Consider the following 26,236-nt stretch of genomic DNA (forward strand, 5'->3'; position numbering starts at 1 on the left):
TTTGACAGAGGCTCTGTCTTTTTTCATGATAAAGACAAGGGTAACTGACAGCCGGAAGGAAGCGTTGTATTATCTACGGCAAATCTATATACTAGTAAAGATGTTGTGATTTCGGCATACAAGATTAATCATGCAAGGAGTGTATATAGATGGGAGCATCCTGTGGCATCGTCGGTTTGCCTAACGTAGGAAAGTCAACCCTTTTTAACGCCATTACACAGGCAGGAGCGGAATCTGCCAACTACCCGTTTTGCACGATCGATCCCAATGTGGGCATCGTGGAAGTTCCGGACGAGCGACTGGTCAAGCTGACCGAGATTGTGGTACCGAATAAAGTGGTACCGACCGCATTCGAATTTGTAGACATCGCCGGTCTGGTAAAAGGAGCTTCCCGTGGAGAAGGATTGGGCAACCAGTTCCTTGGCCACATCCGTGAGGTAGACGCGATTGCCCACGTGGTTCGCTGCTTCGAGGATGAAAACATCACTCACGTAGCGGGAAAAGTGGATCCGTTGAGCGATATTGAGACGATCAATCTGGAGCTGATCTTTGCCGATCTGGACTCCGTCGAGCGCCGTATCGAGCGGATCGGCCGCAAGGTAAAAGCGGGCGATAAGGAAGCCAAGCAAGAGCTGGATGTACTGGAGCGTTTGAAAGCTGCATTCGAAGAGGGGCAATCTGCTCGCAGCGTTGAACTGGACGATGAGGAGCGGAAAGTGATTCGCGATTTGCATCTGTTGACCATCAAGCCGATGCTGTATGTGTGCAACGTAGCGGAAGATGGCATTCACGATGCAGATGAGAATCCGCATGTGCAAGCTGTCCGCAAGCACGCAGCGGAAGAAGGAGCCCAAGTGGTTGTCATCAGCGCGAAGGTAGAAGCGGAGATCGCGGAGCTGGAAGGCGAAGACAAGGCGATGTTCCTCGAAGAGCTGGGCCTCCAGGAATCCGGTCTCGACCGTCTGATCCGTGCGGCATACAGCCTGCTTGGCTTGATTACCTACTTTACAGCTGGGGTGCAGGAAGTGCGTGCTTGGACGATTCGCAAAGGATTGAAAGCACCACAAGCAGCAGGTGTGATCCATACCGACTTCGAACGCGGCTTTATCCGCGCGGAAGTGGTCGCCTACGATGATCTGGTGGAAGCGGGATCTGTCAATGCGGCGCGTGAAAAAGGGAAGTACCGCCTGGAAGGAAAAGACTATGTAGTAAATGACGGAGATGTCATGCATTTCCGGTTCAATGTCTAGAAGTCTTCCTTGCTACCAGATGCCTAATTTGTTATAATACAAAAATGCGAGTATTTTGTAGGGTGCATCTATCAAGCCTTTCAATTAGCACTCGCTCCTTGCCCAATAAGGGCCGTTTAGTCCATAAGGAGGTGAAATAGGTATGCGTCAATACGAAGTTATGTACGTGATGCGTCCAGACCTTGAAGAAGAGAAAGTGAAAGCAAACGTTGCTCGTTACAGCGATGTTGTGACTAGCTTTGGTGGAGAAATCACCAAACTTCAAGAGATGGGTAAACGTCGTCTTGCGTATGAGATCAACAAGTTCCGTGAAGGTTTCTACGTACTGATGAACTTTAAAGCAAACGCTGATGCAGTAGCAGAAGCTGAGCGACTCATGAAAATTAATGACGACGTAATTCGCTTCTTGTTCGTAAGAGAAGATAAGTAATTGTCGTCGCGGGCAGAGGGGGACCAAAGATGAATCGTGTCATTCTCATCGGCAACCTGACAAAAGATCCAGAGCTTCGTTACACGCCGAGTGGCACTGCTGTTACTACTTTTACACTGGCGATCAATCGTCCACGTACCAATCAGGCGGGCGAGCGGGAAGCTGACTTCATTAACGTCGTGGCTTGGCAAAAGCTGGCTGACTTGTGCGCGACTTATCTGCGTAAGGGCAGACAAGCTGCCGTAGAAGGACGCTTGCAGACGCGATCCTACGACAATAAAGAAGGTAAAAAGGTTTATGTAACAGAAGTTGTGGCTGAAAACGTCCAATTCCTGGGTGCACGGGCAGGCGAAGGCGGAACCGGATTTGATCCTGGTTTCGGTGGCGGATCCAAGCCTAGTCGCGGAAATGACAATGATCCGTTTGGTGATCCTTTTGCCGACGCAGGCAAGCCAATCAACATTTCCGATGATGACTTGCCGTTCTAATGAGGAAGTTTTCAAGTATGTGAAACTTTTAGAAGAAGGAGGGACTCTCAATGTCACGCAAAGGACGTCCAAATAAGCGTCGTAAAGTATGCTTCTTCACAGTAAACAAAATCAAAAAAATTGACTATAAAGATGTCGATCTTCTGAAAAAGTTTATTAGTGAGCGCGGCAAAATTTTACCACGTCGTGTAACTGGTACTTCCGCGAAGTATCAACGTGCTTTGACGATCGCGATCAAACGCTCTCGTCAAGTCGCACTGCTGCCTTACACGGCTGAATAAGAAACAAAACAGATAAAGAGGGGCACTTATATGTGACCCTCTTTTTCACTATCCATAGACAAGCCTACATATACTTACTATGAGATCTTGAGAGGAGCAGCCATTCATGTCTACTCGGAAAAAACAATGGACCGACAGTGCATGGATGCTGGGAACAGCTTCCCTCCTGTACTATCTGGGCACACATACGATCTTTGGTGTGATCGGGTTTTTCTTGATAGCCGTGCCGTTTGCGTTATTGGGAACCCAACTAGCATTTCGTGAAAAATCGGTAGTAACGATCCTTTTTGCGCTCATCGGATTTTTGTTGGATGGTCCCATGGGAGCTGTGCTTGCGCTGCAGAGTGCACTGACCGGGCTAGTCATGGCAACTCTTTATGGCCGTAAAAAGCATGCAGTGGCCGCTGTTGCGGGCGGAGCCGGAGTCAACTTTTTGACCTTTGTTTTTTTCCTCTTCGTCCTTCACTTCGTCATGAACTTCAATTTGATGGCAGAATTGGATCGGACCAAAGAAGAGATCATTAATGGAACGAAGGACATGCTGCTTCCTGGCGTGATGAGTCCCGACGATTGGAAAAAACAGGTGGAGATGCAGTTTGACATGATTCGGACCATTCTCCCAACCTTTCTGATACTTATGAGCATGATCATCGGTGGGCTGATCCATGCAGCCACGCGCTTGGGCGGTAAAATTTTTCGGCGGCCTATACCAGCCTTGCCTCCGCTGCGTGAATGGAATTTTCCCCGGTCCTTGTTGGTGTATTATTTCTTGTCCTTGATCATCTTGCTGTTATCAGGAGAGGATATGAAGCATACCTTTTGGGGAAATGCATTGGAGAATTTGAAGGTGATGCTCGAGGTTATTTTTTTAGTCCAAGGCTTATCCTTCTGTATGTTTGGGATCCATTTAAAGAAATGGAAAATACCTGCTCCGGTGCTTATTGTATCTCTATTTATTTTTCCTGGCTTAACTTATATACTTAGCTTACTAGGCATTTTTGATCTAGGATTAGGGTTGCGTAAGAGATTGGAAACAAGAGTGAAGAGGGGCTGAGGAAATGCCCAAGTTTCTGTTGAAGCGATGGTACGGACTGCACACGGTCCTGGCTCTCAGCTTTAGCCTGTTGCTGCTGGCAATTTTGACATTGTATCACTGGATGTATGGAGCGATTGGGATCGTATGCTTGGTCGGCCTGGTTCTGTACGTATTGCAAGCCGAAAAAGGGTTTCAACGTGATCTTCGCCTGTATTTATCGACAGTCAGTCATCGCGTCAAAAAGGCAGGAGAAGGCGTCATTCAAGAAATGCCGATCGGAATCTTGCTGTTTAATGAGGAAAAGGCGATTGAGTGGACCAATCCGTTCATGCAATCCATGACGGGAGAGGAAATGCTGATCGGCAAAAACCTTTCCGATGTCTTGCCTGGACTCGTGATCAAACCAGAGCAGAAGAAGCTTGAGTTTACTTATAATGAACGCGTTTACGAAGTGCTCGTCCGTCCAGAAGAGCGCTTGCTTTACTTTACAGATATCACTATTTTTAAAGAGCTCTCTGTACGCTATCAGCAGGAAAAACCTGTGCTCGCTGTCATCCATCTGGATAACATGGATGAAGTGGGCCAAGTGATGGATGAGCAGAGCCGGACGCTCCTCTCGACAAGCGTCGCTGGGGTGATCAACGATTGGGCCAACAAGCATGGAATTTACCTGCGCAGAGTGAGTTCAGACAAGTTTCTTGCCTTGATGGACCGTTTAACGTTGGAGAAATTGGAAGAGACCCGCTTTGACATTCTCGACGTCGTGAGGGAAATGACTGCGGACAACAAGATCCCCGTTACGCTCAGCATAGGTGTCGGGGCAGGTGTCCCTTCTTACATCGAGCTGGGTCAATATGCGCAATCCAGCCTGGATATTGCCTTGGGCCGCGGTGGCGACCAGGCCGCCGTGAAAGTCGGCAACAAGCTGACCTTCTTTGGCGGCAAATCCAATGCGGTGGAAAAACGCACCCGTGTCCGGGCTCGTGTCATCGCGCATGCGCTGCGCGATTTGATTCACGAAGCCGAGCATGTGATCGTCATGGGACACAAGCAGGCCGACATGGATTCGATCGGTGCCTCGCTTGGGGTATTGAAAGCGGTGCAGGTGCATAACAAGACGGGCTATATTGTGCTTGATGAAGTGAATCCGTCGATTGAGCGTTTGATGAAAGAAGTTTACGCACAGCCGGAATTAGCCGAGTCCTTTATTACCCCGGAGCAAGCGAGCCGACTGATTTCCGGACGCACGCTGTTAGTCATTGTGGATACGCATCGACCGTCTCTGGTCATTGAGCCAAGACTCTTGGAAGAAACCAGCCGGATCGTAGTGATCGATCATCATCGCCGTTCTGAGGAATTCATCGAGGATCCTGTACTGATATACTTGGAGCCGTACGCGTCTTCGACAGCTGAGCTGGTGACCGAGCTTCTGCAGTATCAGAGCGATCGGATTCATTTGGACAGCTTGATTGCGACAGCACTGCTAGCGGGGATCGTGGTCGATACCAAGAGCTTCGCTTTCCGTACAGGCTCGCGCACCTTTGAAGCGGCATCGTTCTTGCGCAGAAATGGTGCCGATACGTCTACGGTGCAGCGCTTCTTAAAGGAAGATTTGAGTCAATACGTCAAGCGCGCCCGCTTGATTATGAATACCGAGGTATACCTGGACAAAATGGCCATTGCGACGGGCGATCTGCGAGAGGACTACACGCAGGTTCAAGCGGCCCAGGCAGCCGATGTGCTGTTGACTTTGTCCGGCATTCAAGCCTCTTTCGTGGTTGCCAGACGCCACGATGATGCCGTGCTCATCAGCGCCCGTTCCCTCGGTGATATCAACGTACAGGCGATCATGGAGCAGCTGGGCGGTGGCGGACACCTGACAGGGGCCGCCACCCAGATGGAGCATGTGTCGCTGAAAGAAGCGGTTCGTCGTCTCAAAGAAGCGATTGATGCAACCCTGTAAACAAAGGATTGCCGGTTTGCAAGACGAGAGCCAGTTTGAAGGAGGAGTTTGTGATGAGAGTCATCTTTTTGAAGGATGTAAAAGGTCAGGGAAAAAAAGGTGAAATCAAAGACCTGTCTGAAGGCTATGTGCGCAATTTCCTGATTCCAAAAGGTCTCGTGCGTGAAGCAACCGAAGGAAATGTTCGCGATCTGGAAGCGAAACAGCGCAGCGAAGAAAAACGCAAGGAACAGGAAAAAATTGAAGCCCAACAATTGGCTGTCAAAATGAATGAAATGACCGTTAAGATAAAAGGAAAAGCAGGAGAAGGCGGTCGACTGTTTGGCGCCATCTCCAGCAAGCAAGTGATCCAAGCCTTGGAGGAGCAGCATAAAGTGAAGCTGGACAAGCGGAAGCTCGATATGGAAGCGATTCGCGCGCTTGGCGTTACACAAGTGAAAGTCAAGCTACACCCAGATGTAACAGCTACCTTGAAGGTACACGTCGTAGAAGAATAATTTTGCGATTAAACCAGGATAGGATAAGAGGGATGTGACGTGAGCGACCTGTTTTTGGACCGAGTGCCACCGCAAAACAACGAGGCGGAGCAATCAGTGATCGGTGCGGTGTTCCTGTCGAAGGAAGCTCTCATCACGGCCATGGAAATCCTGCGGCCGGAGGACTTCTATAAGACGGCGCACCAACGCATTTTCCAGACCATGCTGGACTTGTATGAAAAAGGGGAACCGGTGGATCTCGTCACCGTCACTGCCGAGCTGCAAGACCACAAGCTGCTGGATGAAGTCGGCGGGGTACCTTATCTGACCGCATTGGCAGGGTCGGTGCCGACTGCTGCGAACGTAGAGTACTATGCACGTATCGTGGAGGAAAAATCGCTTTTGCGGCGGTTGATTTTGACCGCGACCAAGATCGCCAATGATGGCTACTCCCGCGAGGATGAAGTCGGTGAAATCATCGCCGATGCCGAGAAGTACATCATGGAGATCGCGCAAAACCGCAACAGCGGTGGTTTTACGCCGATCCGCGATGCGCTCTTGGAAACGTATGAACGGATTGAATTCCTCAGCCAACGACGCGGGGATGTAACCGGGATTCCATCTGGCTATGTGGATCTCGATAAAATGACAGCAGGCTTTCAACGAAGCGACCTGATCATCTTGGCCGCCCGTCCCTCTGTAGGGAAAACGGCCTTCGCCTTGAATGTGGCGCAAAATGTGGCTGCCCGCGCAGGTGAGACTGTTGCGATTTTCTCCTTGGAGATGTCGGCGTCCCAGCTCGTACAGCGTATGATTTGCGCGGAAGGCAATCTGGATGCCTCCAAGATGAGGTCAGGTTGGCTGGAGGAAGACGATTGGCAAAAGCTCACGATGGCTATCGGGACGCTGGCCAAAGCGCCAATCTATATCGACGATTCCCCGGGTGTAACCGTTCAGGATATTCGGGCGAAGTGCAGACGCTTGCAGGCGGAGCGCGGCTTGGGCATGATCCTGATCGACTACCTGCAGCTGATTCATGGTCGAGGCAAGGGAGACAACCGTCAGCAGGAAGTATCGGAAATTTCCCGGACGCTCAAAGGGATTGCCCGTGAGCTGAATGTGCCGGTTATCGCTTTGTCACAGTTAAGTCGTTCGGTAGAGCAGCGTCAAGATAAACGCCCGATGATGTCTGACATCCGTGAGTCCGGTTCGATCGAGCAGGACGCCGATATCGTGGCGTTCTTGTACCGTGACGATTACTATGACAAGCAGACCGAGAACAAAAACGTGATTGAGGTCATTATCGCCAAGCAGCGTAACGGCCCGACCGGTACGGTAGAGCTGGCGTTCCTCAAAGAATTCAATAAATTCGTCAGCCTTGACCCGCGATTCCGTGATCAGGCAGGGTGAGGATGAGCTGTTTACAAGAAGTGATGAGGTTATCGATCATCACTTCTTTTTTTATGGATGCATAGGAAAGGGGATGTGGGTGAAAGCCCGAATTAAAAAATAGAATAATGGTAATTTGACGATTGTTGGATCGAGCGGGCAGGAAAGGGGGCAGCAAAAATGTATGCGGTTACAATCGATACAGGAACGACAAATACGCGTGTGTATGTGTGGAAAGACGAACAAGTCATCGGGGAAGCGTTTCAGCCAGTAGGGGTAAGAGATACCGCAATCAGCGGGAACAAAGAAAAGCTGACGCAGGGAGTGAAAGCCGCGATAGAAGTGGCACTGCAAGCAGCTGGGATCGAGGATCGGAGTCAGGTGACCTTTTTCGCATCTGGCATGATCACATCCAATGTCGGCCTTTGTGAAATTCCGCATCTCGTCGCACCTGCCGGCAAAAGGGAGCTTGCTCGAGGCATGGTCAGGATGGAGGTTCCCGAGGTGATCGATCGACCGATCTGGTTTGTGCCGGGTGTGAAAAACAATGTCCCGGAAATCACGCTGGATTACGCCGAGGAAATGGATGTGATGCGGGGTGAAGAGGCAGAAACGGTCGGGGTAATGGAAAAGCTCCAGCTGAAAGGACCGGCCATCATCATCCTGCCAGGCTCGCACTCCAAGTTCATCCGCATTGACCCGCACAGTCGGATTACGGGTTGCGTGACCACCATTTCGGGAGAATTACTGGATGTCATTACAAAGCAGACCATTTTGGCAAGCTCGCTACAGCATGACTTTGCCGAGGAGGTAGACGAACCGTTTCTGGTAAAGGGTGCCCATTACGCGGAAACAGTCGGCCTGGGACGCACTTGCTTTACCCTGCGAATGCTGGATATGTTTACGGATGCGACAATCAATCAAAAGGCTAACTTTCTGCTGGGGGCTGTGCTTGCAACCGACATACTGGCCGTTAAAAACAGCCATGCGCTGCAGGTAAACCGTGATACGCCCATGGTCGTATGCGGGAAGAAAATGCTGAGGCGCGGGTTGGCAGCACTGATAAAACACGATGAATACTTCACGGGTCCGTTGACGGACATGGATGATGAGCATCAAGCCCTCTCCGGTTATGGGGTACTTGCGATCGCCAGGGAGCGGGGCATCTGGTAAAGAAAGCGTGACGGAAAAGGACAGGATCATCAGCAAAAACAGGGGAGGGCTTACCTTGGACAAATGGAAGGTCATTCACGCGATCAAGGAGACCGGTGTCATCGCGATCGTGAGAGGCACAAAGCCGCAAGAGGCCATCAAGATCGCGGAAGCTCTTTATGAAGGCGGTATCCGGGTAATCGAAGTCACCTGCAATACACCTGGATACCTGACAAGCATCGAGACATTGGCCACCGCGATGGGGGACAGGATGTGCATTGGCGCGGGAACCGTGATCAACCCCGTGATGGCACAGCTGGTCATCGATGCGGGCGCAATCTTTGCCTTGGCTCCTGATCTTAACCCGGATGTGGTACAGCTCGTGCATGAGAAGAAAAAACTCATGATACCCGGAGTTGCCACACCATCAGAGATGCTTCAGGCCCATCGCCTGGGGGTGGATTTGGTGAAGCTGTTCCCGGCAGGCGCATTGGGCAGCCGTTATCTGAGAGAAGTTTTCGGACCGCTCAACCATCTGGACATCATTCCGGTGGGAGGCATCAATCTGGACAATATCCAGGAATTCGCACAAGCGGGCGCATTTGCCGTAGGGGTGGGGGGAGAGCTGGTCCTTAAAGAGGCGATTGCGGCAAGAAACTTTTCTGCCTTGACTGAACGAGCCCGGATGTTTATTGAAAAGTTTCATGCAAAGTAAAGAGATAACAAGGATGGATCCTGAAATGACGAAAAATCGGAATTTCAGGTTTTTTTCTTTGGGTCGGAAAATTTTAACTCCTTGATTTATCCAACTGGTACAGCATGAAAACTCCCTCTGAAGAAGGACTAAGACAACTTCTTCGAGAGGCCTTCTATTGGAGTTTTCCTTATTGTGAGAAAGTCCTGACATTTTCCGAACAAATAATTTACTTACATTTACGAACGTTCGCTTTTTGTTTGACAGGTCAAGCGGTGTTTAGTAAAATGAGATTGTTTCGTGCCCGGAATGGAAATGACTAGAATCAGGAGGTGTTTTTCGATGTCAACTGTAGTTGTCGTCGGAACCCAATGGGGCGATGAAGGTAAAGGTAAAATTACGGATTATCTGGCAGAAAGTGCCGAAGTGGTAGCTCGTTATCAAGGCGGTAATAACGCAGGACATACGATCATATTTGATGGCAACAAATACAAGCTGCATTTGATTCCATCAGGGATTTTTTATAAGGACAAAGTATGCGTGGTCGGAAACGGAATGGTTGTAGACCCGAAAGCATTCGTCAAAGAGCTTGAGTATCTGCATGGTTTCGGCGTCTCCACGAAAAATTTGAAGGTGAGCAATCGCGCACACGTAATCATGCCGTACCACATCAAGCTGGACGTGGTAGAAGAAGAAAGCAAAGGTGCCAATAAGATTGGTACGACAGGCAAGGGCATCGGGCCTGCTTACATGGATAAAGCTGCCCGCATCGGTATTCGCATTGCCGACTTGCTCGACCCAGAGGAATTCGAGAAAAAACTGGCTCGCAACCTGGCGGAGAAAAACCGTTTGTTTGAAAAAATGTACGATACAACCGGGTTTGAATTGAAGGAAATTCTTGATGAATACCTCGCTTTGGCTGAAATCATCCGTCCGTATGTGGCAGATACGTCTGTCGTATTGAATGATGCGATTGACCGCGGCAGCCGCGTATTGTTCGAAGGCGCGCAAGGCGTGCTGCTGGACATTGACCAAGGTACCTATCCATATGTCACCTCCTCCAACCCGATTGCGGGCGGTGTGACAATCGGTTCCGGTGTAGGTCCAACCAAGATCCATCAAGTCATCGGGGTAGCAAAAGCGTACACCACTCGTGTCGGTGACGGTCCATTCCCAACTGAATTGCACGATGAAATCGGCAATCATATCCGTGAAGTTGGCGCTGAATATGGAACCACGACAGGTCGCCCACGCCGCATCGGCTGGTTTGACAGTGTGGTTGTCCGTCATGCTCGTCGCGTGAGCGGTCTGACCGGTTTGGCAATCACCAAGCTGGATACATTGTCCGGTCTGGAAAAACTGCGCATCTGCACCGCTTACAAATACAACGGGGAGATCATCGAAGAATTCCCTGCGAACCTGAATATCCTGGCGAAGTGCGAGCCTGTATACGAAGAGCTTCCGGGCTGGTCCGAGGATATCACAGGCGTGCGCAACATCAATGATCTGCCGGAAAATGCACGCCACTACATCGAGAGAATCACACAGCTTACCGGCATTCCGCTGTCGATCTTCTCCGTAGGTCCGGATCGTGAACAAACCAATGTCGTTCGCGGCATTTACGCATAACAGCAACCATCAAGCTTATCTCACCTTCATCCATAGGTGGGGTAAGCTTTTTTCTTATGCGCACAAAAATTAGAAATGCTGTGGAAACACTGACAGACAGTTGTCATATTCCTTTTCTTATAATGAGTCTAACAGTTGATAAGCAAAGGGGACGATGAATGATGAACCATCCAGTTACCATGTATCAGTTTCACGTATGGGCGAACCAACGGATGTTTGACCGGTTAAAAGAGCTGCCGCGAGAAATCTACACCCAGGAGGTTCAAAGCATCTTTCCCACCATCTCAGCCGCGATGGCGCATATTTACATGACGGACTCCGTGTGGATGGATATCTTAACAGGCAAAAGCATGAGTGAGGCATTGGGGTATATGCTGCCGAAGGAGAAAGAGCTGGGGGCGAAGAGCCTTGAAGAGCTGGAAGCGATGTACAGCCGATTGGCGGAACGGTTTCAAGCTTTCCTGGGACAACAGGAAGACTTGGAGCAGGCCATCATGCTGGACAATCCGTATGCAGGGAAAAGGGATACCCGTCTGTCAGAAATCGTCTTGCAGGTCGTGAACCACGGTACATACCATCGGGGCAATGTCTCAGCCATGCTGCGGCAAATGGGTCATGCCTCGATCATGACGGAGTATGCGCTGTTCTGGTATCAAGGTGAATCGAAAGTGGATGAAACGGTGTCTCATTCCTAAAGCAAAGGAAAATGGAAAGGCTCTCCGAAAGTCAGCAGATTGACTAGCGGAGAGCCTTTTTTTTACATGCTAGATGCGGTCAGGAAAGATTTGCTTTAGATGATGCTCCATATGGTCGACATAGTCGTTGATGAGCCAGTGAAGCATGACTTGATCCCCGTTGCTGAGAATACAAGGTCGTTGGCCTTTTTCCTCGGAAAGGGCAGAGATCACTCGTACAATCGACTTGTTGAGAGAGACCCACAGCTCGAGAATGTCTTCGCTGGGAGCATCGTGATACGCTTGGATCGCCACCCATTCGTTTTGCGCATAACTGGTTACGGGAAAGGGCTGAATATCTGTTTGCGCGCGGACAAAACGGCTCAGATTATTGATCGCAGAATCACATAAATGCCCGAGTATTTCTTTTTTCGACCATTTATGGGAAGCGCTTCGAAAAGCGAGCTCCTCCTCGGTAAATCCGGAAAATTGGTGGGGTATCGTCTGCAGCAGTACGGTTAAACGCGAAGCAGCTTCAAGCATGTAAAGACCCTCCCGCTTTTTCCAAAAACATAACACGGGGGAGGGCCGATGATCCAATCGGAGTTATTGATGGGACACATTGGTTTTTCTGAATCAGCCAGCCAAAGAAACAGGCTCTAAAAAAATCTTGCAGGAGGACAGTCACCAATCGGCACCTTCTGGGCATATGGTATCCCATACCAATGAAAATGAGGTGGCGACATCATGATGGGTTTTGATCAAAAAGCGTTGAAGTTGCTCGGCAAAAAGGTAGAAGTGAAAATGTACAACGGCTTGATTATTTCGGGCACCATGTCACACTGCAACAAAGGATATATATGCTTTGTGACCAATTTAAAGACCCCCAATCAGGAAGAAAAAACAACTATCCGCCGTCTTGCCTTGAAAGACATCACGTCCATGATTGAGGTAGCCCGCTGATGAGTGAACGAAAAAAGCCACCTTTCCCCAAGCAAAAAGGAAAGGTGGCCTATTTTAAAACGATTAGACATCTCCGTTGCAAGAACGAATGATATTCACGGCCTCATCGCCGCGGTTTTCCGGCACAACAGCGGTTAGCAGGATAGTAGGGCGAACGGGATCATCACCCTTGTCAGCCATGCCGCTCGCCGCAGGATCAGCGGCCGCCATGACGCTCGCATCGCGCCCGGTTGGGAAATCGGCCCCTTGCGTCAGATCTCCCAAGGAAGGAATTCTTCCCGTAATCGGGTTCATGTAAGCGGGCACACCTTCTCCCGGATACTGTCCGACATTGTCGACCTGAACCGTTTGAAAACCTGCCTGTTTCAGTTGCTGCGCTGCTTTATTTGCATCATCCATCGAGCGAAATCCAGCAAGGATATTGCGTTCCTTCAAAAGAGCCCCTCCTCGACATATAAAATCTGCCAATTCCATGACCATATTATGACACTTGCCGATTTATCTTATTCGACGGCAATTTACACTTGATGCTATTGCCTTTTCTATGGTAAAGTCGACATAGTTGGTTTTACTAGGCAATTTGGCAGATTGCTGGGAAAAATGTTGATAGAGTTAGAGGTAGAAAGTACCAAAATTCGAAACATTCTGCAGGTACTGAAAAAAGGGTGGTTTTCGTAACTTTTTCAGGAGGGACAGGACAATGCAATTCGCCGATTGGAAAGACTGGCTCCAGCAACGCATCAAGCCGCTGGTCCAGCGCAGCAGCAATACGATCAAGACGATTTCAAATCGTACATACAATTTTGTCCGTGAACATAAAAAACAGACAGCGATTGTTGCCGGTGCGGCAGTGATGTTGACATCGGTCACGGCATACGCCGAATACTACTATGAGAGCAACATCATTCCGATTTATCACGTGGTGGTGAACGGAAAAGAGATTGGTGTCGTAAATAGTCCGGAAGTCATACATAATTGGGCAAGCACCAAGCTGGAAGCTGAAAAGGCGAAATCCGGCATGACGTTGAAAATCACTGACTACATCACGTTTCAGGAAGAACGCGTGTATAAAGGTGCTTACGATAACGAAGCAGCCATCGCAGCCCTTTCCGATGTAGCCAATCTCAAAGTCGAAGCGACCAAAATCGTCGTGAATGGCGAGGTCGTCGGCTACGCACCTGATAAGCAGACTGCAGATGCCGTCATGGCCAAGCTCAAAGCAAAATATGCAGGAATCCCTCTCGATGCAGGAAAGAAACAAGCAGTAGCAGCAGCATCGGTTCCCGTATCGAAATCCGATGAGTTAAAGCAAGTCCGATTCAAAGAGGACGTGAAATTGGAGAGCGATACGGTTCCGGCAGCACAAGTGCTGTCAGAGGACAAGCTTGAGGAGCTGCTCAGCAAAGGCACATTCAAACAGGTGACGCATACCGTAGTGGAGGGAGATACGATCTCTGGCATTGCCCAAAAATACGGAATTCGTCAAAAAGATATTTATGCCAACAACCCTGGCGTTACGGAAGATACAGTTCTGCAGCTCGATCAGCAGTTGAATGTGACCGCGATACGTCCGCTGGTAACGGTGCAGGTCGTGGAACAGGTAGAGCGTGAGGAAGAAATTCCTTATGTCGTACAGACTCGCAATAACGACAAGCTGCCAAAGGGCGAAACGAAAGTCGTCCAAAATGGGCAGGAAGGCAAGAAGCTTGTCCAATATGAAGTCGTGAAAGAAAATGGACAAGTATCCGAACGAAAAGTATTGAAGCAAGAAGTATTGGAACAGCCAGTCGCGCAAATCGTGGAACGCGGCACTAAAGTCATCCCTTCTCGCGGGACAGGCCGTTTCTCTTGGCCGGCAAGCGGCTATATCAGCAGCGGTTTTGGCCAGCGTTGGGGCAGAATGCATAAAGGGATCGACATCGCCGGATCCGGTTCGGTCAAAGCTGCGGATAACGGTCGAGTCGTTTCCGCAGGCTGGAATGGCGATTACGGGAATTGCGTCATCATCGACCATGGCAACGGCATGCAGACGTTGTACGGCCATATGAGATCCATCAAGGTAAACGTTGGCGATGTGGTCGCACAGGGCAAAGCCATCGGGGTCATGGGTTCCACAGGTGATTCCACCGGCGTCCACCTCCATTTCGAGGTGCTCCGCAACGGATCGCCGCAAAACCCAATGCGCTACCTTTCCCGATAAGAAAATGAATCATACAATCACAGGCCTTTCCTTATCTATTAGGGAGGGCCTGTTCTTTATTGTGCCGTAGGTGGCGCTGGGTAAATTAGGCGGCAGGAAATCGGTTGGTAGAGTGGAAATGTATCAGGAAGGAAGGTGAGCGTGATGGCGAAACTGTTGGTCGTGGATGACGAAAGACCAATCGCAGATATATTGAAATTTACCTTTGAAAAAGAAGGGCACCAAGTCATATGCGCTTACGATGGGGAAGAGGCGATCGAGCTGGTCAAGCAGGAAAAGCCCGATCTGATTTTGCTCGACGTGATGCTCCCTGGAAAGGACGGCATGGAGGTATGCCGGATTGTCAGGCAGACCATTGACGTGCCCATTATCATGCTGACCGCGAAGGATTCCGAGGTGGATAAGGTGCTTGGGCTCGAGCTGGGAGCCGACGATTATGTGACGAAGCCATACAGTGCACGTGAGCTGATTGCCCGTGTGCGCGCTCAGCTGCGCAGGCAGAAGCCGAGAAACGAAGCACAGAACGAGCATCTGCTGCGGGTCCATGAATTGGAGATCGATTTGCAATCCTATACGGTGTTGAAGCAGGGAGAAGGTCTCGATCTGACGCACCGGGAGTTTGAGCTGCTCGTCTATTTGACGCGGCACCAGGGACAGGTATTGACGCGCGAGCATTTGCTGCAGGCGGTGTGGGGATTTGACTATTTTGGCGATGCTCGCACGGTTGATGTGACGGTCCGCAGGTTGCGGGAAAAGATCGAGGATGATCCCAGCGATCCGAAATACATCATTACGCGCCGTGGACTCGGGTATGCCTTGCGCAATCCGGGGCAAGGAGGAAGTGTCTGATGTTTCGGGCACGTTTTTTCAAGACCGTCCAGTGGAAACTGGTCGTCATGTACATGCTGCTGATCCTGATCGCGATGCAGTTTATTGCGGCCTACTTTTCGCGGGAAGTGGAGAGCTACTATACCAACACGTTTACGGAAAGCTTGAATTCGCAGGCGACCCTGCTGTCCATCCACCTGGAGCGCAATCTAGCCCTGCAGCGGGACGGAAAAGAAGCTTCGGACGACGAGATGCGCGAGGGTATCTCGTATTTGATCAGCAACTTGGTCGTGCCCAACGGAGCGAAAATCCAGGTCGTCGATCAAAATGGATATGTCATCAGCACCACGGAAAACGAAAAGTCCGTCATCGGGCAACGGACGGCTCAGCCCGAAGTGACGATTGCCTTGCTGGGGACGCGAAACGAATCGCTGCGCATCGACCCCAAGACGGGCAATCGGGTAAAGGTGCTGGCCGTGCCGGTCAAAGGGGATAACATCGTGTACGGGGCTGTCTACATGATGGCGCCGATGGAGGAAGTGTATACGACGATCCGCAAGATTACCAACATTCTCGCGACAGGTACGGGGATCGCCCTGTTGTTTACAGCAGGGCTGGGGGTCGTGCTGGCCCGAACGATTACCATCCCGGTGAAAGCGATGACGAGACAGGCACAGGCGGTAGCGGACGGCGATTTCAACCGCAGTGTGAAAATCAACGACGATGATGAGATCGGCCAGCTCGGCATGGCGTTCAACCATATGACCGAGCGCTTGCGGGAAGCCATCCTGCTGCAAGAGGAAGAGCGGGAAAAGCTGGCCGGGATCTTGAGCAATATGAGCGACGGGGTGATCGCGACCAGCCGTGACGGTCACATCATCCTGCTGAATCGCTCGGCAGAAGAAATGCTGCAAATCAAGATGGTGGATGTAGTCGCCCAGGGCAAAACCCTTTACGATCTGCTGAAGCTGCCGCCCGAAGAGGAAATGCCGCTGTTTGAAGAGGGAGAGGCCAAGCCGCTCATGATCGAGATGATGCTGGCCAATCGGGAACTCGTCATGCTGCGGGTCACCTTTACGGAGCTGAAGCAGGACAGCGGGAAAAAGGGCGGGATCATTGCTGTATTGCAGGATGTGACGGAGCACGTCAGGCTGGAGCAGCAGCGCCGTGAATTTGTCGCGAATGTCTCCCATGAGCTGCGTACGCCGCTGACGACGATCAAAAGCTACGTGGAGGCGCTCATCGATGGTGCGGTCGAGGACAAGGAACTGTCGCAGCGCTTTTTGCACGTGACGATGAGCGAGACCGAGCGCATGATACGGCTGGTCAACGATCTTTTGCAGCTGTCACGCTTTGATTCCCAGGGTGTGCAGCTTCATCGCAAAAGCATGGATGTGGGCGCAGTGCTGCATTACGCTGCGGACCGCTTTTCCCTCATGGGCGAGCAAAATGGCATTCTCTTCACGCTGGATATGGAACCGTCCATTCCGCAAGTGCTCGCCGATCAGGATGCAATCACACAGGTATTGGACAATCTGTTGTCCAATGCGATCAAATACACGCCAAGCGGCGGCTCTGTCACGTTGAGCGCCCGGAAAAACGAGCGGAAAGGGCGCGTCTACATCAGCGTCAGCGATACCGGGATCGGGATTCCCAGCCGTGATCAAAAACGGATTTTCGAGCGTTTCTATCGGGTGGATAAAGCACGTTCACGTGAAAAGGGCGGGACGGGACTCGGTCTGGCCATCGCCCGCGAGCTGGTCAAGTCGCATGGGGCTGATATCGATATCGTCAGCGAATGGAACGAAGGAACGACGGTTACCTTTTGGCTTCCGTATGCGAAAGGAGGAGAAGTCGCATGAGCAATTGGTTAGAGACATCAAAGACCTTGCTTCTTTCCTTGCTCATTTTGCTCAGCTTCTTCCTGACCTCGATCCTGTGGAGCTATCAGCCGCAATTCCAGTTCATTGAACAGGTCGAGTACGTGGAGTCCAAGCCGGTGCAGACCCGGCAGCTGGAGGAGCTGGTAACGCCGGAGTCGATCATCTTTCATTATGGAGAGGATCGCCATACGCGGATTTATGCCAACAGCGGGTATGGGCAATTTCGCAACATCCAGGAAGATATGGAGAAATGGTATTTTAACAACCTGACGTACTATCCGCTTACCGAAGAAAAGTGGACGGCTTTGACCCGCGATTACAAAGGGCTGGAAATACAATTTCGCGATGAGGTTCCCCTCAGCGTCATCAATCAGCTGTTCATGATCAACGGCGAAGTCAATGAGCAGCTGAAAGCGATCGATCGAGTCTGGCTCTACTATCAAGAGGATGAGAACATTGTCTATGCGCTGTTTATGTCCAAGCAGGACAAACTGATCTACCGGGCTCGTACGGTGGTCAGCCCAAAAGAGCTGCTGGAGACGTATCTTCCCTTGGGCAACCCGATGCCGGAGCAGATCATGAAGATCGTCAAGACGACGACGGATGTGAATGTCAGCTACTTGCGCCTCCCGTATTGGCAGATCTATTATTTGCCGAAAAATCCGTGGAAGATGCAAAAATATCTGTATAACTATCTCCCCGTCACCGAGGATCAGCTGATGGATGCTTACTTTTTGGATCGCAATCTGGTCCGACGCATCGTGGAGCGGGACAAGACGGTGATCTTTACGGACGGGAGCCGCTCGATTCAGCTGCAGCCGGATACGCAGTACATTACCTATACCGATCCTGCCTTTCAGCAAGGGACAAAAGAGCTGACCAGCGAGGAAAAGGTGCGGGAAGCCATCAGCTTCGTCAACAAGCATCTTGGCTGGACCGACATTTTTCATTTCGAAAGCATCGTGGAAAATGAATCGGGTACGGATGTGATTACCTTCCGTCAATTTGTCGGGCCGTATCCATTGATCAGCCAGACCGCGCAAAAGCTGGATACGATCAGGATCGTAGCGGAGCAGGGACAGGTCGTGTCGATCAACCGCTCCTTGATTGATCTGGACAAATATATCGATAACCGGGAATGGACGGTCATGTCCGGACCGGAGCTGTTTGAGCATCTGCGCAACAACCGCATCGTGGACACCAATCAGGTGCAAAATGCGTATCTGGCTTATGCCGTCCAGGTTCATCAAGGCTATGTAGAGCTGACGCCTGCATGGGTCGTGGAAACGCTGGATCAAAAAAGCCATGTGATCACGATGCCATCCTTGCAAAAGGGAGGGGAATGGAGTGGATTGGAGCAAAACAAAAACAATTCTAATCTGGGCGTTTCTGTTCCTTGACCTGTTTTTGGGCTATCAGGTGTATGCCTCCCGATCGGAGCAGTGGCTGGATGCCGAGGCGGTGCAGGGCAGCAAGTGGGACATTGAGCTGTATTTGCGCCAGCAGCGGATCAGCCTGATGGCAGACGTGCCGCAGGAGACCCCGGAAATGAAATACGTGAATGTAGAGAACTATGGCTTTCATATCCTGGCCTTGCAAGAGCTGCAGGGGCTGCATATCACCGTGGAAAATGATCGTTCGGCGATCACGGCAAAGCTCAACCGGCCGGTACCGATCGATAAAAAAATCGAGCGTGAAGATCTGCTCCGCCTGCTTGGCGATCAGTTGCTGTATGTGGACCAGTATCGCGCCGATCCATATCTGGCTAGCCAGCAGAGCATCCGTTACTGGCAGCTGCACGGAAAATACCCGATCTTCAATGCGCCACTGGATATTTTCCTGCGGGACAATCTGGTAACGGGGTACAGCCAGACTTATTTCCATATCCGCAGCCAAGGCTCGGGACGTCAGGTCATATCAGCGTATACCGGACTTCGTTCTCTGGTAGAAAAAGAAGTGATCAAGCCAGGAGAAAAAATTGAGAGCGTCACGCTTGGTTATTTCGGTTATCATTATGATGCGGACATACAGGTGCTCGCACCCGTCTGGCGTGTGATCCATGACGGAAAAATCGATTATATCAACGGCTTTACAGGTGCGCTCGAACTGCCTCTCGATGCGAGAAAGGTAGTGCAATAGATTACAGCTTTTGAGAAAAAGGGGATGCAGCATGAGATTTAGCGTATTGGCGAGCGGCAGTACCGGCAATGCGATCTACGTAGGCACGGATCATACGTCGCTCTTGATCGATGTGGGGATCACCGGCAAACAGGCAGAGGCTGCTCTCGAGGAAATCGGCGTGAAGCCGTCTGAGCTGAAAGGCATCCTGGTGACCCACGAGCATGTGGACCATATCAAAGGAATCGGCGTCATGGCTCGTCGTTATAACATTCCGATCTATGCCAATCTCAAGACATGGAACGAGCTGGATGGGCAGATCGGCACGATCAAGGAAGAGCAGCGGCAGACGTTTGAAGTGGGCGAACGCCGGGAATTCGAAGACCTTGGCGTCGAGTCGTTCGGGATTTCCCATGACGCAGCGGAGCCGATGGGCTTTTGCTTTTATCACGGCAAGAAAAAACTGAGCGTGGCTACCGATCTGGGCTATGTCAGCAGCAAGATCGTCGAGACCATCCAGGGTGCGGATGCGTATGTGTTTGAATCCAATCATGACGTGGAAATGCTGCGGATGTCCCAATATCCGTGGAGCATCAAGCGCCGGATTCTGAGCGATGTCGGACACTTGTCCAATGAAGCGGCAGGTGAGGCCCTGGGCGATTTTCTGCGGGGACAAGGCGAGCGGGTCTTTCTGGCCCACTTGAGCAAAGAGAACAACATGATGGAGTTAGCCAAGCTGACCGTAAAGAATATTCTGGAGGAAAGAGGCCTTTCTGTCGGACAAGATGTTCATTTGCGGGAGACATTTCCGCATCGTCCTACGAGATTGGAGGAGCTATAGTCGGTTCGACCGCCGCATCCTGAGAATGTCCGCCTGAAGCGGCATGTCCATCTTTGCGCGGCAAATCCTTTTGGGTGATGGTATAGAGGTCGAAGGGCTGGATCTGGCGGCCAAGCTGCTTATCGATGGTCTGCGCCTGCTGCAACAGCTCGTCCTTCGTGAACAATCCTTTTTGGATAAAGAGCTCGATCATGGCGTGGAGAAGCACGGTGTTTTGGTAATCCGTTTCCTGCAGGTCGGCCATCTTGGCGATCAGATTCACTTCATCCATCACGGAGCGCCTGTTGGTCATCTCTATCAGCCCTTTCATGGTTAAGAGAGTCGTATATGTTAGATTTCCCTTTTTTTCCTATCCTTATGCTTGAGAAATGCGGGTCATTCCACAATCTTTCCATATTTCTCACGCTACTTTGCCGAAAGCGATTCGTATACTAATACGTGTAAGGCTTACACAAGGCCAAGTATATTCAGCCACAAAAGCTGTAAACATAGGAATGAAAGAAAGGAGAGAGCAATCATGGGTTTTTATGATGACATGTATGAAATGGAGCGAAAAAAACGTCGTGAGTCAGGCATGGGGAAAACCATCCTGACATCGGTGACCTCGGCGGTGATCGGGGGATTGGTCGTTCTTTTGATGATGCCCGCGATCTCCAAGACCGGCTATGTAAATACGCTGGAGCCAAGCACCGTAAATGCGATGACCGATAGCGCAGCGGGATCGACAGTCGTGGCTCAGCCCATCTCGTTGAATGTGGACACGGCAACCGTGCGTGCGGTAGAGAAGGTGGAAAAAGCGGTCGTCGGGGTGATTAACATCCGCCGTGTTAACGGTGACTGGTTCAGCCAGCGTCAGCAATCCGTGGAAAGCGGCGAAGGCTCCGGTGTCATTTTTGAAAAAGTGAATGGAAAGGCCCACATCATCACCAACAATCACGTGATCGACGGCGCAAGTCAGGTCGAAGTCGTGCTGCCGACCGGCGAAAAGGTAGATGCCAAGGTGCTGGGAGCAGACAGCCTGACCGACTTGGCCGTATTGGAAATTGACGGCTCCAAGGTCACCACCGTCGCAGAGTTGGGCGACTCTTCAAAATTGAAAGTGGGAGAACCGGCGATCGCGATCGGGAACCCGCTTGGACTGAAATTCTCCCGCACGGTCACCCAAGGGATCATCAGCTCGCTGGAACGCTCCATGCCTGTCGATGTGAATGAAGACGGTCAAAACGACTGGGAGCTGGACGTCCTGCAAACCGATGCGGCGATCAACCCGGGGAACAGCGGCGGCGCCTTGGTCAATATCCAAGGTCAGGTCATCGGGATCAATACGCTGAAGATCGCGCGTGAAGGGGTAGAGGGCTTGGGCTTCGCTCTGCCGATCAATGACGTGAAAAAGATCGTGAATGACTTGAAAACAGATGGTACATTGAAACGCGCTTATCTCGGCATCGAGCCATATGACTTGGTGAACGTGCCGCGCTACCATTGGAAAGAAACACTGAACCTGCCAAATGACGTGCAATCCGGTATCGTCGTCATGAGCCAGGTAGCACCGTTCTCTCCAGCGGGCAAAGCAGGTCTGCGTCAGTACGACGTCATCACCAAGCTGGATGGCCAAGATGTGAGCAACGGTGCGCAGCTGCGCAAGTTCCTCACCTTGAACAAGAAAGCCGGCGACAGTGTGGACGTGACCTACTATCGTGATGGATTCATGAAGAAGACGACTGTGAAGCTGGGAAGCCAGCCAGAGCAGAACTAAGGAATAGAGGAGAAGGAGGTGCTTTCGGGCGCCTCTTTCTTTTTTTTCGAAATCATGGGTAAAATAAGGGAGAGTTGGTTGAACCCGAACGGAATTCGATACGTTAACAATAGGAGCGATGTACAAGATGAATCAAACACAGCTGCGTATACAAGGAAAAGACTACGATATTTACCCGGAACATGGGATCCGCGTGGTGTGCATGGAGCATGTCGAGCAGGAGCTGGACGAGTACGTGGACAAGTATGAGGTGGCGCCGGATACGTTTGCCCGCGCGGATGTGGAGGATGCCGCGCTGACGGATACATGCATGGTATGCGGAGCGGAAGGCAAGATCGTGCTTTTGCATGTGAAAGGAAACCAGGGATAAGATGCAGATTACGGTGATTAGCGTAGGGAAGTTGAAAGAGAAGTATTTGAAGGAAGGGATCGAGGAGTACAGCAAGCGGCTGTCGGCGTATTGCAAGCTGCAGCTGGTCGAGGTCAGCGATGAGAAGGCCCCGGAGGAAATGAGCGGCGCAGAGATGGAGCAGGTCAAGCGCAAGGAAGGCGAGCGAATCCTGGCGCAGATCAAGCAGGATCATTTTGTGATTGCCCTGGCGATTGAGGGGCAGATGTGGACATCGGAGAAGCTTTCCAGCGAGCTGGATAAGCTTGCTTTGCATGGGAAGAGCCAGGTCGCGTTTGTGATTGGCGGGTCCTTGGGGCTGGCGGATGCGGTGTTGAAGCGGGCCGATGTGCTGCTTTCGTTTTCCAAGATGACGTTTCCGCATCAGCTGGTGCGGTTGGTGTTGTTGGAGCAGGTTTATCGGGCGTTTCGGATTAGTCGGGGGGAACCGTATCATAAATAAGGGCAAGTTTTTTTGGAAAATCCCGCAGCGGGCTTGCAAAGACACTTTGCCGGGCATGGGTTGGGGACGGGCTACGCTCGGCGAAAAAGTCGGCGCAAACGGGCTTCAACGTGCTTTTTGGGGTCACAGAACGATGAGGTACCTTGAAGGGGGTTTTTGCTCGTGGAAAGCAAAAGCCCCCTCCGCTGGTTTGGCGGAAGGGGCAAAAATGCTTTTGGACTGTCGGGTCAAACTTGAGCTTGATTTCAGCGACTTTATGCCTGTCCTTTATGTGGACGTGCTTTGTCACTTTTGCCTCGACAGAAGACCCTATCGCCGCGGCTCAGGTAGGTAAACAGAGCTTAGAGAGCGACTAGCTCTGCGAGCTTGGCCGCGACGTCAGCCATTGGCTCTTCTGCAGTGTCCAAGCCGCTTCGTGATCCGAGCAAGGGACTGACTTCACGGAGAGCTTCATACGTTGTCTCGTGCACAATCGGAACGAGTCGCTCACGAGCTAGGAGTGCTGAAAGTTCTTTGTCGGCAATGCCCTCTTTTGGAAGGCGGCGCAGCAGTGCAGGGGTCACTAGCACAATTCCAACTCGGGAGTTCGCCAAGCCCTTGTCGATGGCGCGTAGCAACGGCACGCCGAGGCCAACGTCCTTCTCGCTGAACCAGACGGAGACACCACGTGATTCAAGCAGATCGTGCAACTCCTTGGCAGCCCCCTGCCGGTCGTCCCACGCATGGCAGAGGAAGACGTCCCGAAGGTCAGACCGCGTTGCCAAGTTTTCGACGCTAGTACGAACTGGGGTAAGTGCTCGAACTTCTTGAGGCGTGTACAACACGGACGAACCTGTTCTCGACCAACGCGGCTTGATACTGCGACCGGAACTTCCGCCGCTGCTTTGGCTGCCCCCACTTCTCGGGGACAAAGAGTAAGACGAGGCCGAGTAAGACGAGGGAGAGTACGACCTGTAGCTACTATAGCGGCCATTACTACCGCACGCTGGGCAGTTAGCTCTGGCACTCGCTGAGCGATGTCCATTTACTGGAGCTGTGCATCTAGCCATGTTCTTACCTCCTAATATGATTTTCCTAGTTATATATTACTTCCAATCAGGAAAATAGTTTTCTGCCGGTCACTTTGTAGCTTAAACTCCAAAGGTTTCTAGGAGAGAGGAGAGCTCTTTTGCCGCTGCTTGAATCTCACTTCCAGCTTCGCGGGCGTGTTTTCCTTCAAGGTGAAGATGCTTCTCAATGAACTGGTCAACTTGGGAGCGGTGTGTTTGGTAGTATGGGGATAGTGCAGCTACTATCACCGTGAATGCTCCACCTGCGTCAATGTAATCCGAGTTAATTGTCCCACCTAATACGAATCTCTCCACTCCTCCGAGTGCTCTCCGTGCAACTGTTTCTAAGTAAAGACTTGCCTGATGGTAGTTCTCCAAGTAAAATCCCCCTTTGACTTTGACTATCTTTGATCATTGTATCTTGGATTTGATTGGAAATCAAGCTGTATGCTTAGTCGTCTATGCTAGATGACAATGCGGTACCTAGAGGGGGACTTTTGCCTGCGGAAAGCAAATGTATTAGCAAGGTATGGTAGTGGCGTTTTACAAAAAACTTGCCGTTGCAGACAGCACGGTGAGCCGTATCATAAGTAAGGGCAACGGGATTTTGAACAAACTAGTCTTGAATTTACAAAAGGAAGTGGAGTGTTACTTTAACTATATTGAGGTAATAGAAACTGATCTATAGCTGAAATAAAGCTTTTGAAAGCTAAGAGGTACACCATTTTGCTTGATTGTCAAAAGCTAAGACATCCATATCATAAAAAAGGGAAAAGGTGGTGCCAAACGTCCCTTTTTTTGTTTTTTATGGAGGAAAATGGTCGATTCTTATCGAACTAAGTATTACTTTAATTCTAAATAGAGGAAGAGGGGTTTGAATTGAGTAAGACATATAACCTATTTATTAGCCATTCCTGGACATATCCGGAAGCATATGAAGGTTTAATCAATCTTTTGAATAAGGATTCTACATTTCTCTATAAAAACTATTCTGTTCCAAAGGATGACCCAATTCATAATGCAAAGAACGATAAAGAGCTATATGATGCCATAAAAAAACAAATTAGTCCAAGTAGTGTAGTGATAATCCTTGCTGGAGTTTACTCAACGTATAGTAATTGGATTAACAAAGAAATTGATATTGCAAAAAATGGTTTTGCACAAGTAAAACCAATTATTGCAGTTGAACCTTGGGGATCGGAAAAAACGTCAAAAATAGTAAAAGATAATGCCAACCAAATAGTAAAATGGCAATCTAACTCAATTATCAATGCTATCAAAGCACTTTGTTAGGAGTCGAGAACCATGAGGAAAGCGTTGATTGTGGGACTGAATGACTATCCAACGGCACCGTTGTATGGATGTGTTAATGATGCTTTATCTATTGCTACGGTTTTGGGTAAAAATGGAGATGGTTCACCTAATTTTAGTGTAAAAACGATAACAAACTCGGTAAATAAGGCAACATTACGAGAATCTATAGAAAAACTTTTTGATGGAGATAATGATATAACACTGTTTTATTTTTCCGGACATGGGTTAATAAAATCGACAGGAGGTTATATCGTAACTACGGATTATTCACGATATGATGAAGGAATTTCAATGGATGAGATTTTAAATCTCGCCAATCGATCAAAGGCAAGAGATAAAGTAATCATTCTTGATTGTTGTCATTCAGGTGCTTTTGGCTCACCCGCATTAAGTGAGGGAAAATTGGCCCAACTATGTGATGGGTTAACAGTTTTAACAGCAAGCAAAAGCTCTGAGTCAGCTATTGAGGTAAATGGATCTGGTATTTTTACCTCCCTACTTATTGATGCTTTACAAGGTGGGGCCGCCGATCTCCGAGGCAATATTACTTCGAGTAGTGTTTACTCGTACATAGATGAAGCATTGGGGGCATGGGAACAACGTCCAATTTTTAAAACAAATGTATCTCGGTTTACTCCTCTGAGAAGAGTAGAACCACGGATACCGTTAGTTACATTAAGAAAAATACATGAATATTTTGTAAGTCCAGAAGAAGAGTATCAATTAGATCCTTCTTATGAATTTACAGAACCATCTGCAGATGAAGAAAAAGTGGAAATTTTTAAGAACCTCCAAAAATTTGTATCTGTTGGGCTGGTAGTACCCGTTGGTGAAGAACACATGTATTTTGCTGCAATAAATTCCAAGACATGTCGGTTGACAGCTTTAGGATATCAATACTGGAGATTAGCTGAAGAAGGGAAATTATAGTTGGTAAAAATTGGAGGGGGTCTTTAAAGATGTAGAAAGAC

At 50.1% G+C, this 26,236-nt stretch carries 29 protein-coding genes; 24 read left to right on the top strand and 5 right to left on the bottom strand.

The window, feature by feature from the left end; translation table 11 throughout:
- The first annotated feature begins 149 nt into the window (after positions 1-149).
- The 12 genes from ychF (at position 150) to EIZ37_RS05630 (ending at position 11,483) form a co-directional block, all read left to right on the top strand.
- A complete protein-coding gene (ychF, locus tag EIZ37_RS05575; RefSeq protein WP_134683598.1) occupies positions 150-1,250 on the top strand; it encodes a redox-regulated ATPase YchF in 1,101 nt (366 codons plus the stop codon).
- 142 nt (positions 1,251-1,392) lie between these two features.
- Positions 1,393-1,680, top strand: a complete 288-nt coding sequence (gene rpsF / locus EIZ37_RS05580) for a 30S ribosomal protein S6 (RefSeq protein ID WP_134683599.1) — start codon at positions 1,393-1,395, stop codon at positions 1,678-1,680.
- A gap of 29 nt (positions 1,681-1,709) precedes the next feature.
- Positions 1,710-2,168 (top strand): single-stranded DNA-binding protein, encoded by a 459-nt coding sequence (locus EIZ37_RS05585; protein ID WP_134683600.1) that lies wholly within the window; start codon positions 1,710-1,712, stop codon positions 2,166-2,168.
- Between the two features lie 50 nt (positions 2,169-2,218).
- Positions 2,219-2,449 (top strand): 30S ribosomal protein S18, encoded by a 231-nt coding sequence (rpsR, locus tag EIZ37_RS05590; protein WP_134683601.1) that lies wholly within the window; start codon positions 2,219-2,221, stop codon positions 2,447-2,449.
- 106 nt (positions 2,450-2,555) lie between these two features.
- The gene (locus EIZ37_RS05595) at positions 2,556-3,503 is read left to right on the top strand and encodes a DUF2232 domain-containing protein (RefSeq protein ID WP_134683602.1); all 948 of its coding nucleotides are present in this window, start codon (positions 2,556-2,558) and stop codon (positions 3,501-3,503) included.
- A 4-nt stretch (positions 3,504-3,507) separates the two neighbouring features.
- Positions 3,508-5,448 (top strand): DHH family phosphoesterase, encoded by a 1,941-nt coding sequence (locus tag EIZ37_RS05600; RefSeq protein ID WP_134683603.1) that lies wholly within the window; start codon positions 3,508-3,510, stop codon positions 5,446-5,448.
- Positions 5,449-5,501: 53 nt separating this feature from the next.
- Positions 5,502-5,945: a 50S ribosomal protein L9 gene (gene rplI, locus EIZ37_RS05605; RefSeq protein ID WP_134683604.1), complete on the top strand. Its 444-nt coding sequence runs from the start codon at positions 5,502-5,504 to the stop codon at positions 5,943-5,945.
- A 39-nt stretch (positions 5,946-5,984) separates the two neighbouring features.
- Entirely contained in the window at positions 5,985-7,334 is a 1,350-nt protein-coding gene (dnaB, locus tag EIZ37_RS05610) for a replicative DNA helicase (RefSeq protein ID WP_134683605.1), read from the top strand.
- Between the two features lie 159 nt (positions 7,335-7,493).
- Complete coding sequence (locus EIZ37_RS05615; RefSeq protein ID WP_134683606.1) at positions 7,494-8,486, top strand: 2-dehydro-3-deoxygalactonokinase; 993 nt, start codon at positions 7,494-7,496, stop codon at positions 8,484-8,486.
- Between the two features lie 55 nt (positions 8,487-8,541).
- Positions 8,542-9,180, top strand: a complete 639-nt coding sequence (locus EIZ37_RS05620) for a bifunctional 4-hydroxy-2-oxoglutarate aldolase/2-dehydro-3-deoxy-phosphogluconate aldolase (protein WP_134683607.1) — start codon at positions 8,542-8,544, stop codon at positions 9,178-9,180.
- Between the two features lie 321 nt (positions 9,181-9,501).
- Positions 9,502-10,788: an adenylosuccinate synthase gene (locus tag EIZ37_RS05625; protein WP_134683608.1), complete on the top strand. Its 1,287-nt coding sequence runs from the start codon at positions 9,502-9,504 to the stop codon at positions 10,786-10,788.
- A gap of 161 nt (positions 10,789-10,949) precedes the next feature.
- Positions 10,950-11,483: a DinB family protein gene (locus tag EIZ37_RS05630; RefSeq protein ID WP_134683830.1), complete on the top strand. Its 534-nt coding sequence runs from the start codon at positions 10,950-10,952 to the stop codon at positions 11,481-11,483.
- 69 nt (positions 11,484-11,552) lie between these two features.
- On the opposite strand, the gene EIZ37_RS05635 is transcribed toward EIZ37_RS05630, so the two are convergent.
- Positions 11,553-12,005 carry a DinB family protein gene (locus EIZ37_RS05635; RefSeq protein ID WP_134683609.1) on the bottom strand — a complete coding sequence of 151 codons (453 nt, stop codon included), beginning with the start codon at positions 12,003-12,005 and terminating at the stop codon, positions 11,553-11,555.
- 204 nt (positions 12,006-12,209) lie between these two features.
- Between EIZ37_RS05635 and EIZ37_RS05640 the strand changes: the two genes are divergently transcribed.
- Positions 12,210-12,425 carry a hypothetical protein gene (locus EIZ37_RS05640; protein ID WP_134683610.1) on the top strand — a complete coding sequence of 72 codons (216 nt, stop codon included), beginning with the start codon at positions 12,210-12,212 and terminating at the stop codon, positions 12,423-12,425.
- 63 nt (positions 12,426-12,488) lie between these two features.
- Here EIZ37_RS05640 and EIZ37_RS05645 read toward each other — a convergent pair whose 3' ends face one another.
- Positions 12,489-12,860 (bottom strand): hypothetical protein, encoded by a 372-nt coding sequence (locus tag EIZ37_RS05645; RefSeq protein WP_134683611.1) that lies wholly within the window; start codon positions 12,858-12,860, stop codon positions 12,489-12,491.
- A 265-nt stretch (positions 12,861-13,125) separates the two neighbouring features.
- On the opposite strand from EIZ37_RS05645, the gene EIZ37_RS05650 reads away from it, so the two are divergent.
- The 6 genes from EIZ37_RS05650 (at position 13,126) to EIZ37_RS05675 (ending at position 20,295) form a co-directional block, all read left to right on the top strand.
- The gene (locus EIZ37_RS05650) at positions 13,126-14,625 is read left to right on the top strand and encodes a peptidoglycan DD-metalloendopeptidase family protein (RefSeq protein ID WP_134683612.1); all 1,500 of its coding nucleotides are present in this window, start codon (positions 13,126-13,128) and stop codon (positions 14,623-14,625) included.
- Positions 14,626-14,769: 144 nt separating this feature from the next.
- The gene (gene yycF, locus EIZ37_RS05655) at positions 14,770-15,474 is read left to right on the top strand and encodes a response regulator YycF (RefSeq protein ID WP_134683613.1); all 705 of its coding nucleotides are present in this window, start codon (positions 14,770-14,772) and stop codon (positions 15,472-15,474) included.
- Positions 15,474-17,315 (top strand): cell wall metabolism sensor histidine kinase WalK, encoded by a 1,842-nt coding sequence (gene walK, locus EIZ37_RS05660; RefSeq protein WP_134683614.1) that lies wholly within the window; start codon positions 15,474-15,476, stop codon positions 17,313-17,315. The genes yycF and walK overlap by 1 nt, the downstream gene beginning before the upstream one ends.
- Positions 17,312-18,736 (top strand): YycH family regulatory protein, encoded by a 1,425-nt coding sequence (locus tag EIZ37_RS05665; RefSeq protein WP_134683615.1) that lies wholly within the window; start codon positions 17,312-17,314, stop codon positions 18,734-18,736. Before walK ends, EIZ37_RS05665 begins: the two co-directional genes overlap by 4 nt.
- The gene (locus EIZ37_RS05670; RefSeq protein ID WP_134683616.1) at positions 18,684-19,475 is read left to right on the top strand and encodes a two-component system regulatory protein YycI; all 792 of its coding nucleotides are present in this window, start codon (positions 18,684-18,686) and stop codon (positions 19,473-19,475) included. Before EIZ37_RS05665 ends, EIZ37_RS05670 begins: the two co-directional genes overlap by 53 nt.
- A gap of 31 nt (positions 19,476-19,506) precedes the next feature.
- Positions 19,507-20,295 carry an MBL fold metallo-hydrolase gene (locus EIZ37_RS05675; protein WP_134683617.1) on the top strand — a complete coding sequence of 263 codons (789 nt, stop codon included), beginning with the start codon at positions 19,507-19,509 and terminating at the stop codon, positions 20,293-20,295.
- Here EIZ37_RS05675 and EIZ37_RS05680 read toward each other — a convergent pair.
- Positions 20,273-20,587, bottom strand: a complete 315-nt coding sequence (locus EIZ37_RS05680) for a hypothetical protein (protein ID WP_134683618.1) — start codon at positions 20,585-20,587, stop codon at positions 20,273-20,275. The two genes, EIZ37_RS05675 and EIZ37_RS05680, sit on opposite strands and share 23 nt — an antisense overlap.
- A gap of 225 nt (positions 20,588-20,812) precedes the next feature.
- On the opposite strand from EIZ37_RS05680, the gene EIZ37_RS05685 reads away from it, so the two are divergent.
- The 3 genes from EIZ37_RS05685 (at position 20,813) to rlmH (ending at position 22,902) form a co-directional block, all read left to right on the top strand.
- Positions 20,813-22,051 carry a S1C family serine protease gene (locus EIZ37_RS05685; RefSeq protein WP_134683619.1) on the top strand — a complete coding sequence of 413 codons (1,239 nt, stop codon included), beginning with the start codon at positions 20,813-20,815 and terminating at the stop codon, positions 22,049-22,051.
- A gap of 127 nt (positions 22,052-22,178) precedes the next feature.
- Positions 22,179-22,421, top strand: a complete 243-nt coding sequence (locus tag EIZ37_RS05690) for a CxxH/CxxC protein (protein ID WP_134683620.1) — start codon at positions 22,179-22,181, stop codon at positions 22,419-22,421.
- Position 22,422: 1 nt separating this feature from the next.
- Entirely contained in the window at positions 22,423-22,902 is a 480-nt protein-coding gene (rlmH, locus tag EIZ37_RS05695) for a 23S rRNA (pseudouridine(1915)-N(3))-methyltransferase RlmH (protein WP_134683621.1), read from the top strand.
- A gap of 341 nt (positions 22,903-23,243) precedes the next feature.
- On the opposite strand, the gene EIZ37_RS05700 is transcribed toward rlmH, so the two are convergent.
- Together EIZ37_RS05700 and EIZ37_RS05705 are read right to left on the bottom strand one after the other, a co-directional pair.
- Positions 23,244-23,951, bottom strand: a complete 708-nt coding sequence (locus EIZ37_RS05700; protein WP_134683622.1) for a toll/interleukin-1 receptor domain-containing protein — start codon at positions 23,949-23,951, stop codon at positions 23,244-23,246.
- 81 nt (positions 23,952-24,032) lie between these two features.
- Positions 24,033-24,329 carry a hypothetical protein gene (locus tag EIZ37_RS05705; protein ID WP_134683623.1) on the bottom strand — a complete coding sequence of 99 codons (297 nt, stop codon included), beginning with the start codon at positions 24,327-24,329 and terminating at the stop codon, positions 24,033-24,035.
- A 501-nt stretch (positions 24,330-24,830) separates the two neighbouring features.
- Here EIZ37_RS05705 and EIZ37_RS05710 point away from each other — a divergent pair.
- Positions 24,831-25,244, top strand: coding sequence for a TIR domain-containing protein (locus tag EIZ37_RS05710; RefSeq protein WP_134683624.1), 414 nt, complete (start codon positions 24,831-24,833; stop codon positions 25,242-25,244).
- 12 nt (positions 25,245-25,256) lie between these two features.
- A complete protein-coding gene (locus EIZ37_RS05715; protein ID WP_134683625.1) occupies positions 25,257-26,195 on the top strand; it encodes a caspase family protein in 939 nt (312 codons plus the stop codon).
- Positions 26,196-26,236 lie beyond the last annotated feature (41 nt).

The sequence above is a fragment of the Brevibacillus migulae genome, assembly GCF_004521915.1.
Lineage (GTDB): Bacteria > Bacillota > Bacilli > Brevibacillales > Brevibacillaceae > Brevibacillus_F > Brevibacillus_F migulae.

What these genes read in the sequence shown, in the direction of transcription:
- ychF (WP_134683598.1), top strand. Translation starts at nt 150, where the DNA reads ATGGGAGCATCCTGTGGCATCGTCGGTTTGCCTAACGTAGGAAAGTCA.
- rpsF (WP_134683599.1), top strand. Translation starts at nt 1,393, where the DNA reads ATGCGTCAATACGAAGTTATGTACGTGATGCGTCCAGACCTTGAAGAA.
- EIZ37_RS05585 (WP_134683600.1), top strand. Translation starts at nt 1,710, where the DNA reads ATGAATCGTGTCATTCTCATCGGCAACCTGACAAAAGATCCAGAGCTT.
- rpsR (WP_134683601.1), top strand. Translation starts at nt 2,219, where the DNA reads ATGTCACGCAAAGGACGTCCAAATAAGCGTCGTAAAGTATGCTTCTTC.
- EIZ37_RS05595 (WP_134683602.1), top strand. Translation starts at nt 2,556, where the DNA reads ATGTCTACTCGGAAAAAACAATGGACCGACAGTGCATGGATGCTGGGA.
- EIZ37_RS05600 (WP_134683603.1), top strand. Translation starts at nt 3,508, where the DNA reads ATGCCCAAGTTTCTGTTGAAGCGATGGTACGGACTGCACACGGTCCTG.
- rplI (WP_134683604.1), top strand. Translation starts at nt 5,502, where the DNA reads ATGAGAGTCATCTTTTTGAAGGATGTAAAAGGTCAGGGAAAAAAAGGT.
- EIZ37_RS05615 (WP_134683606.1), top strand. Translation starts at nt 7,494, where the DNA reads ATGTATGCGGTTACAATCGATACAGGAACGACAAATACGCGTGTGTAT.
- EIZ37_RS05625 (WP_134683608.1), top strand. Translation starts at nt 9,502, where the DNA reads ATGTCAACTGTAGTTGTCGTCGGAACCCAATGGGGCGATGAAGGTAAA.
- EIZ37_RS05630 (WP_134683830.1), top strand. Translation starts at nt 10,950, where the DNA reads ATGAACCATCCAGTTACCATGTATCAGTTTCACGTATGGGCGAACCAA.
- EIZ37_RS05635 (WP_134683609.1), bottom strand. Translation starts at nt 12,005, where the DNA reads ATGCTTGAAGCTGCTTCGCGTTTAACCGTACTGCTGCAGACGATACCC.
- EIZ37_RS05640 (WP_134683610.1), top strand. Translation starts at nt 12,210, where the DNA reads ATGATGGGTTTTGATCAAAAAGCGTTGAAGTTGCTCGGCAAAAAGGTA.
- EIZ37_RS05650 (WP_134683612.1), top strand. Translation starts at nt 13,126, where the DNA reads ATGCAATTCGCCGATTGGAAAGACTGGCTCCAGCAACGCATCAAGCCG.
- yycF (WP_134683613.1), top strand. Translation starts at nt 14,770, where the DNA reads ATGGCGAAACTGTTGGTCGTGGATGACGAAAGACCAATCGCAGATATA.
- walK (WP_134683614.1), top strand. Translation starts at nt 15,474, where the DNA reads ATGTTTCGGGCACGTTTTTTCAAGACCGTCCAGTGGAAACTGGTCGTC.
- EIZ37_RS05665 (WP_134683615.1), top strand. Translation starts at nt 17,312, where the DNA reads ATGAGCAATTGGTTAGAGACATCAAAGACCTTGCTTCTTTCCTTGCTC.
- EIZ37_RS05675 (WP_134683617.1), top strand. Translation starts at nt 19,507, where the DNA reads ATGAGATTTAGCGTATTGGCGAGCGGCAGTACCGGCAATGCGATCTAC.
- EIZ37_RS05680 (WP_134683618.1), bottom strand. Translation starts at nt 20,587, where the DNA reads ATGACCAACAGGCGCTCCGTGATGGATGAAGTGAATCTGATCGCCAAG.
- EIZ37_RS05685 (WP_134683619.1), top strand. Translation starts at nt 20,813, where the DNA reads ATGGGTTTTTATGATGACATGTATGAAATGGAGCGAAAAAAACGTCGT.
- EIZ37_RS05690 (WP_134683620.1), top strand. Translation starts at nt 22,179, where the DNA reads ATGAATCAAACACAGCTGCGTATACAAGGAAAAGACTACGATATTTAC.
- rlmH (WP_134683621.1), top strand. Translation starts at nt 22,423, where the DNA reads ATGCAGATTACGGTGATTAGCGTAGGGAAGTTGAAAGAGAAGTATTTG.
- EIZ37_RS05700 (WP_134683622.1), bottom strand. Translation starts at nt 23,951, where the DNA reads ATGGCTAGATGCACAGCTCCAGTAAATGGACATCGCTCAGCGAGTGCC.
- EIZ37_RS05715 (WP_134683625.1), top strand. Translation starts at nt 25,257, where the DNA reads ATGAGGAAAGCGTTGATTGTGGGACTGAATGACTATCCAACGGCACCG.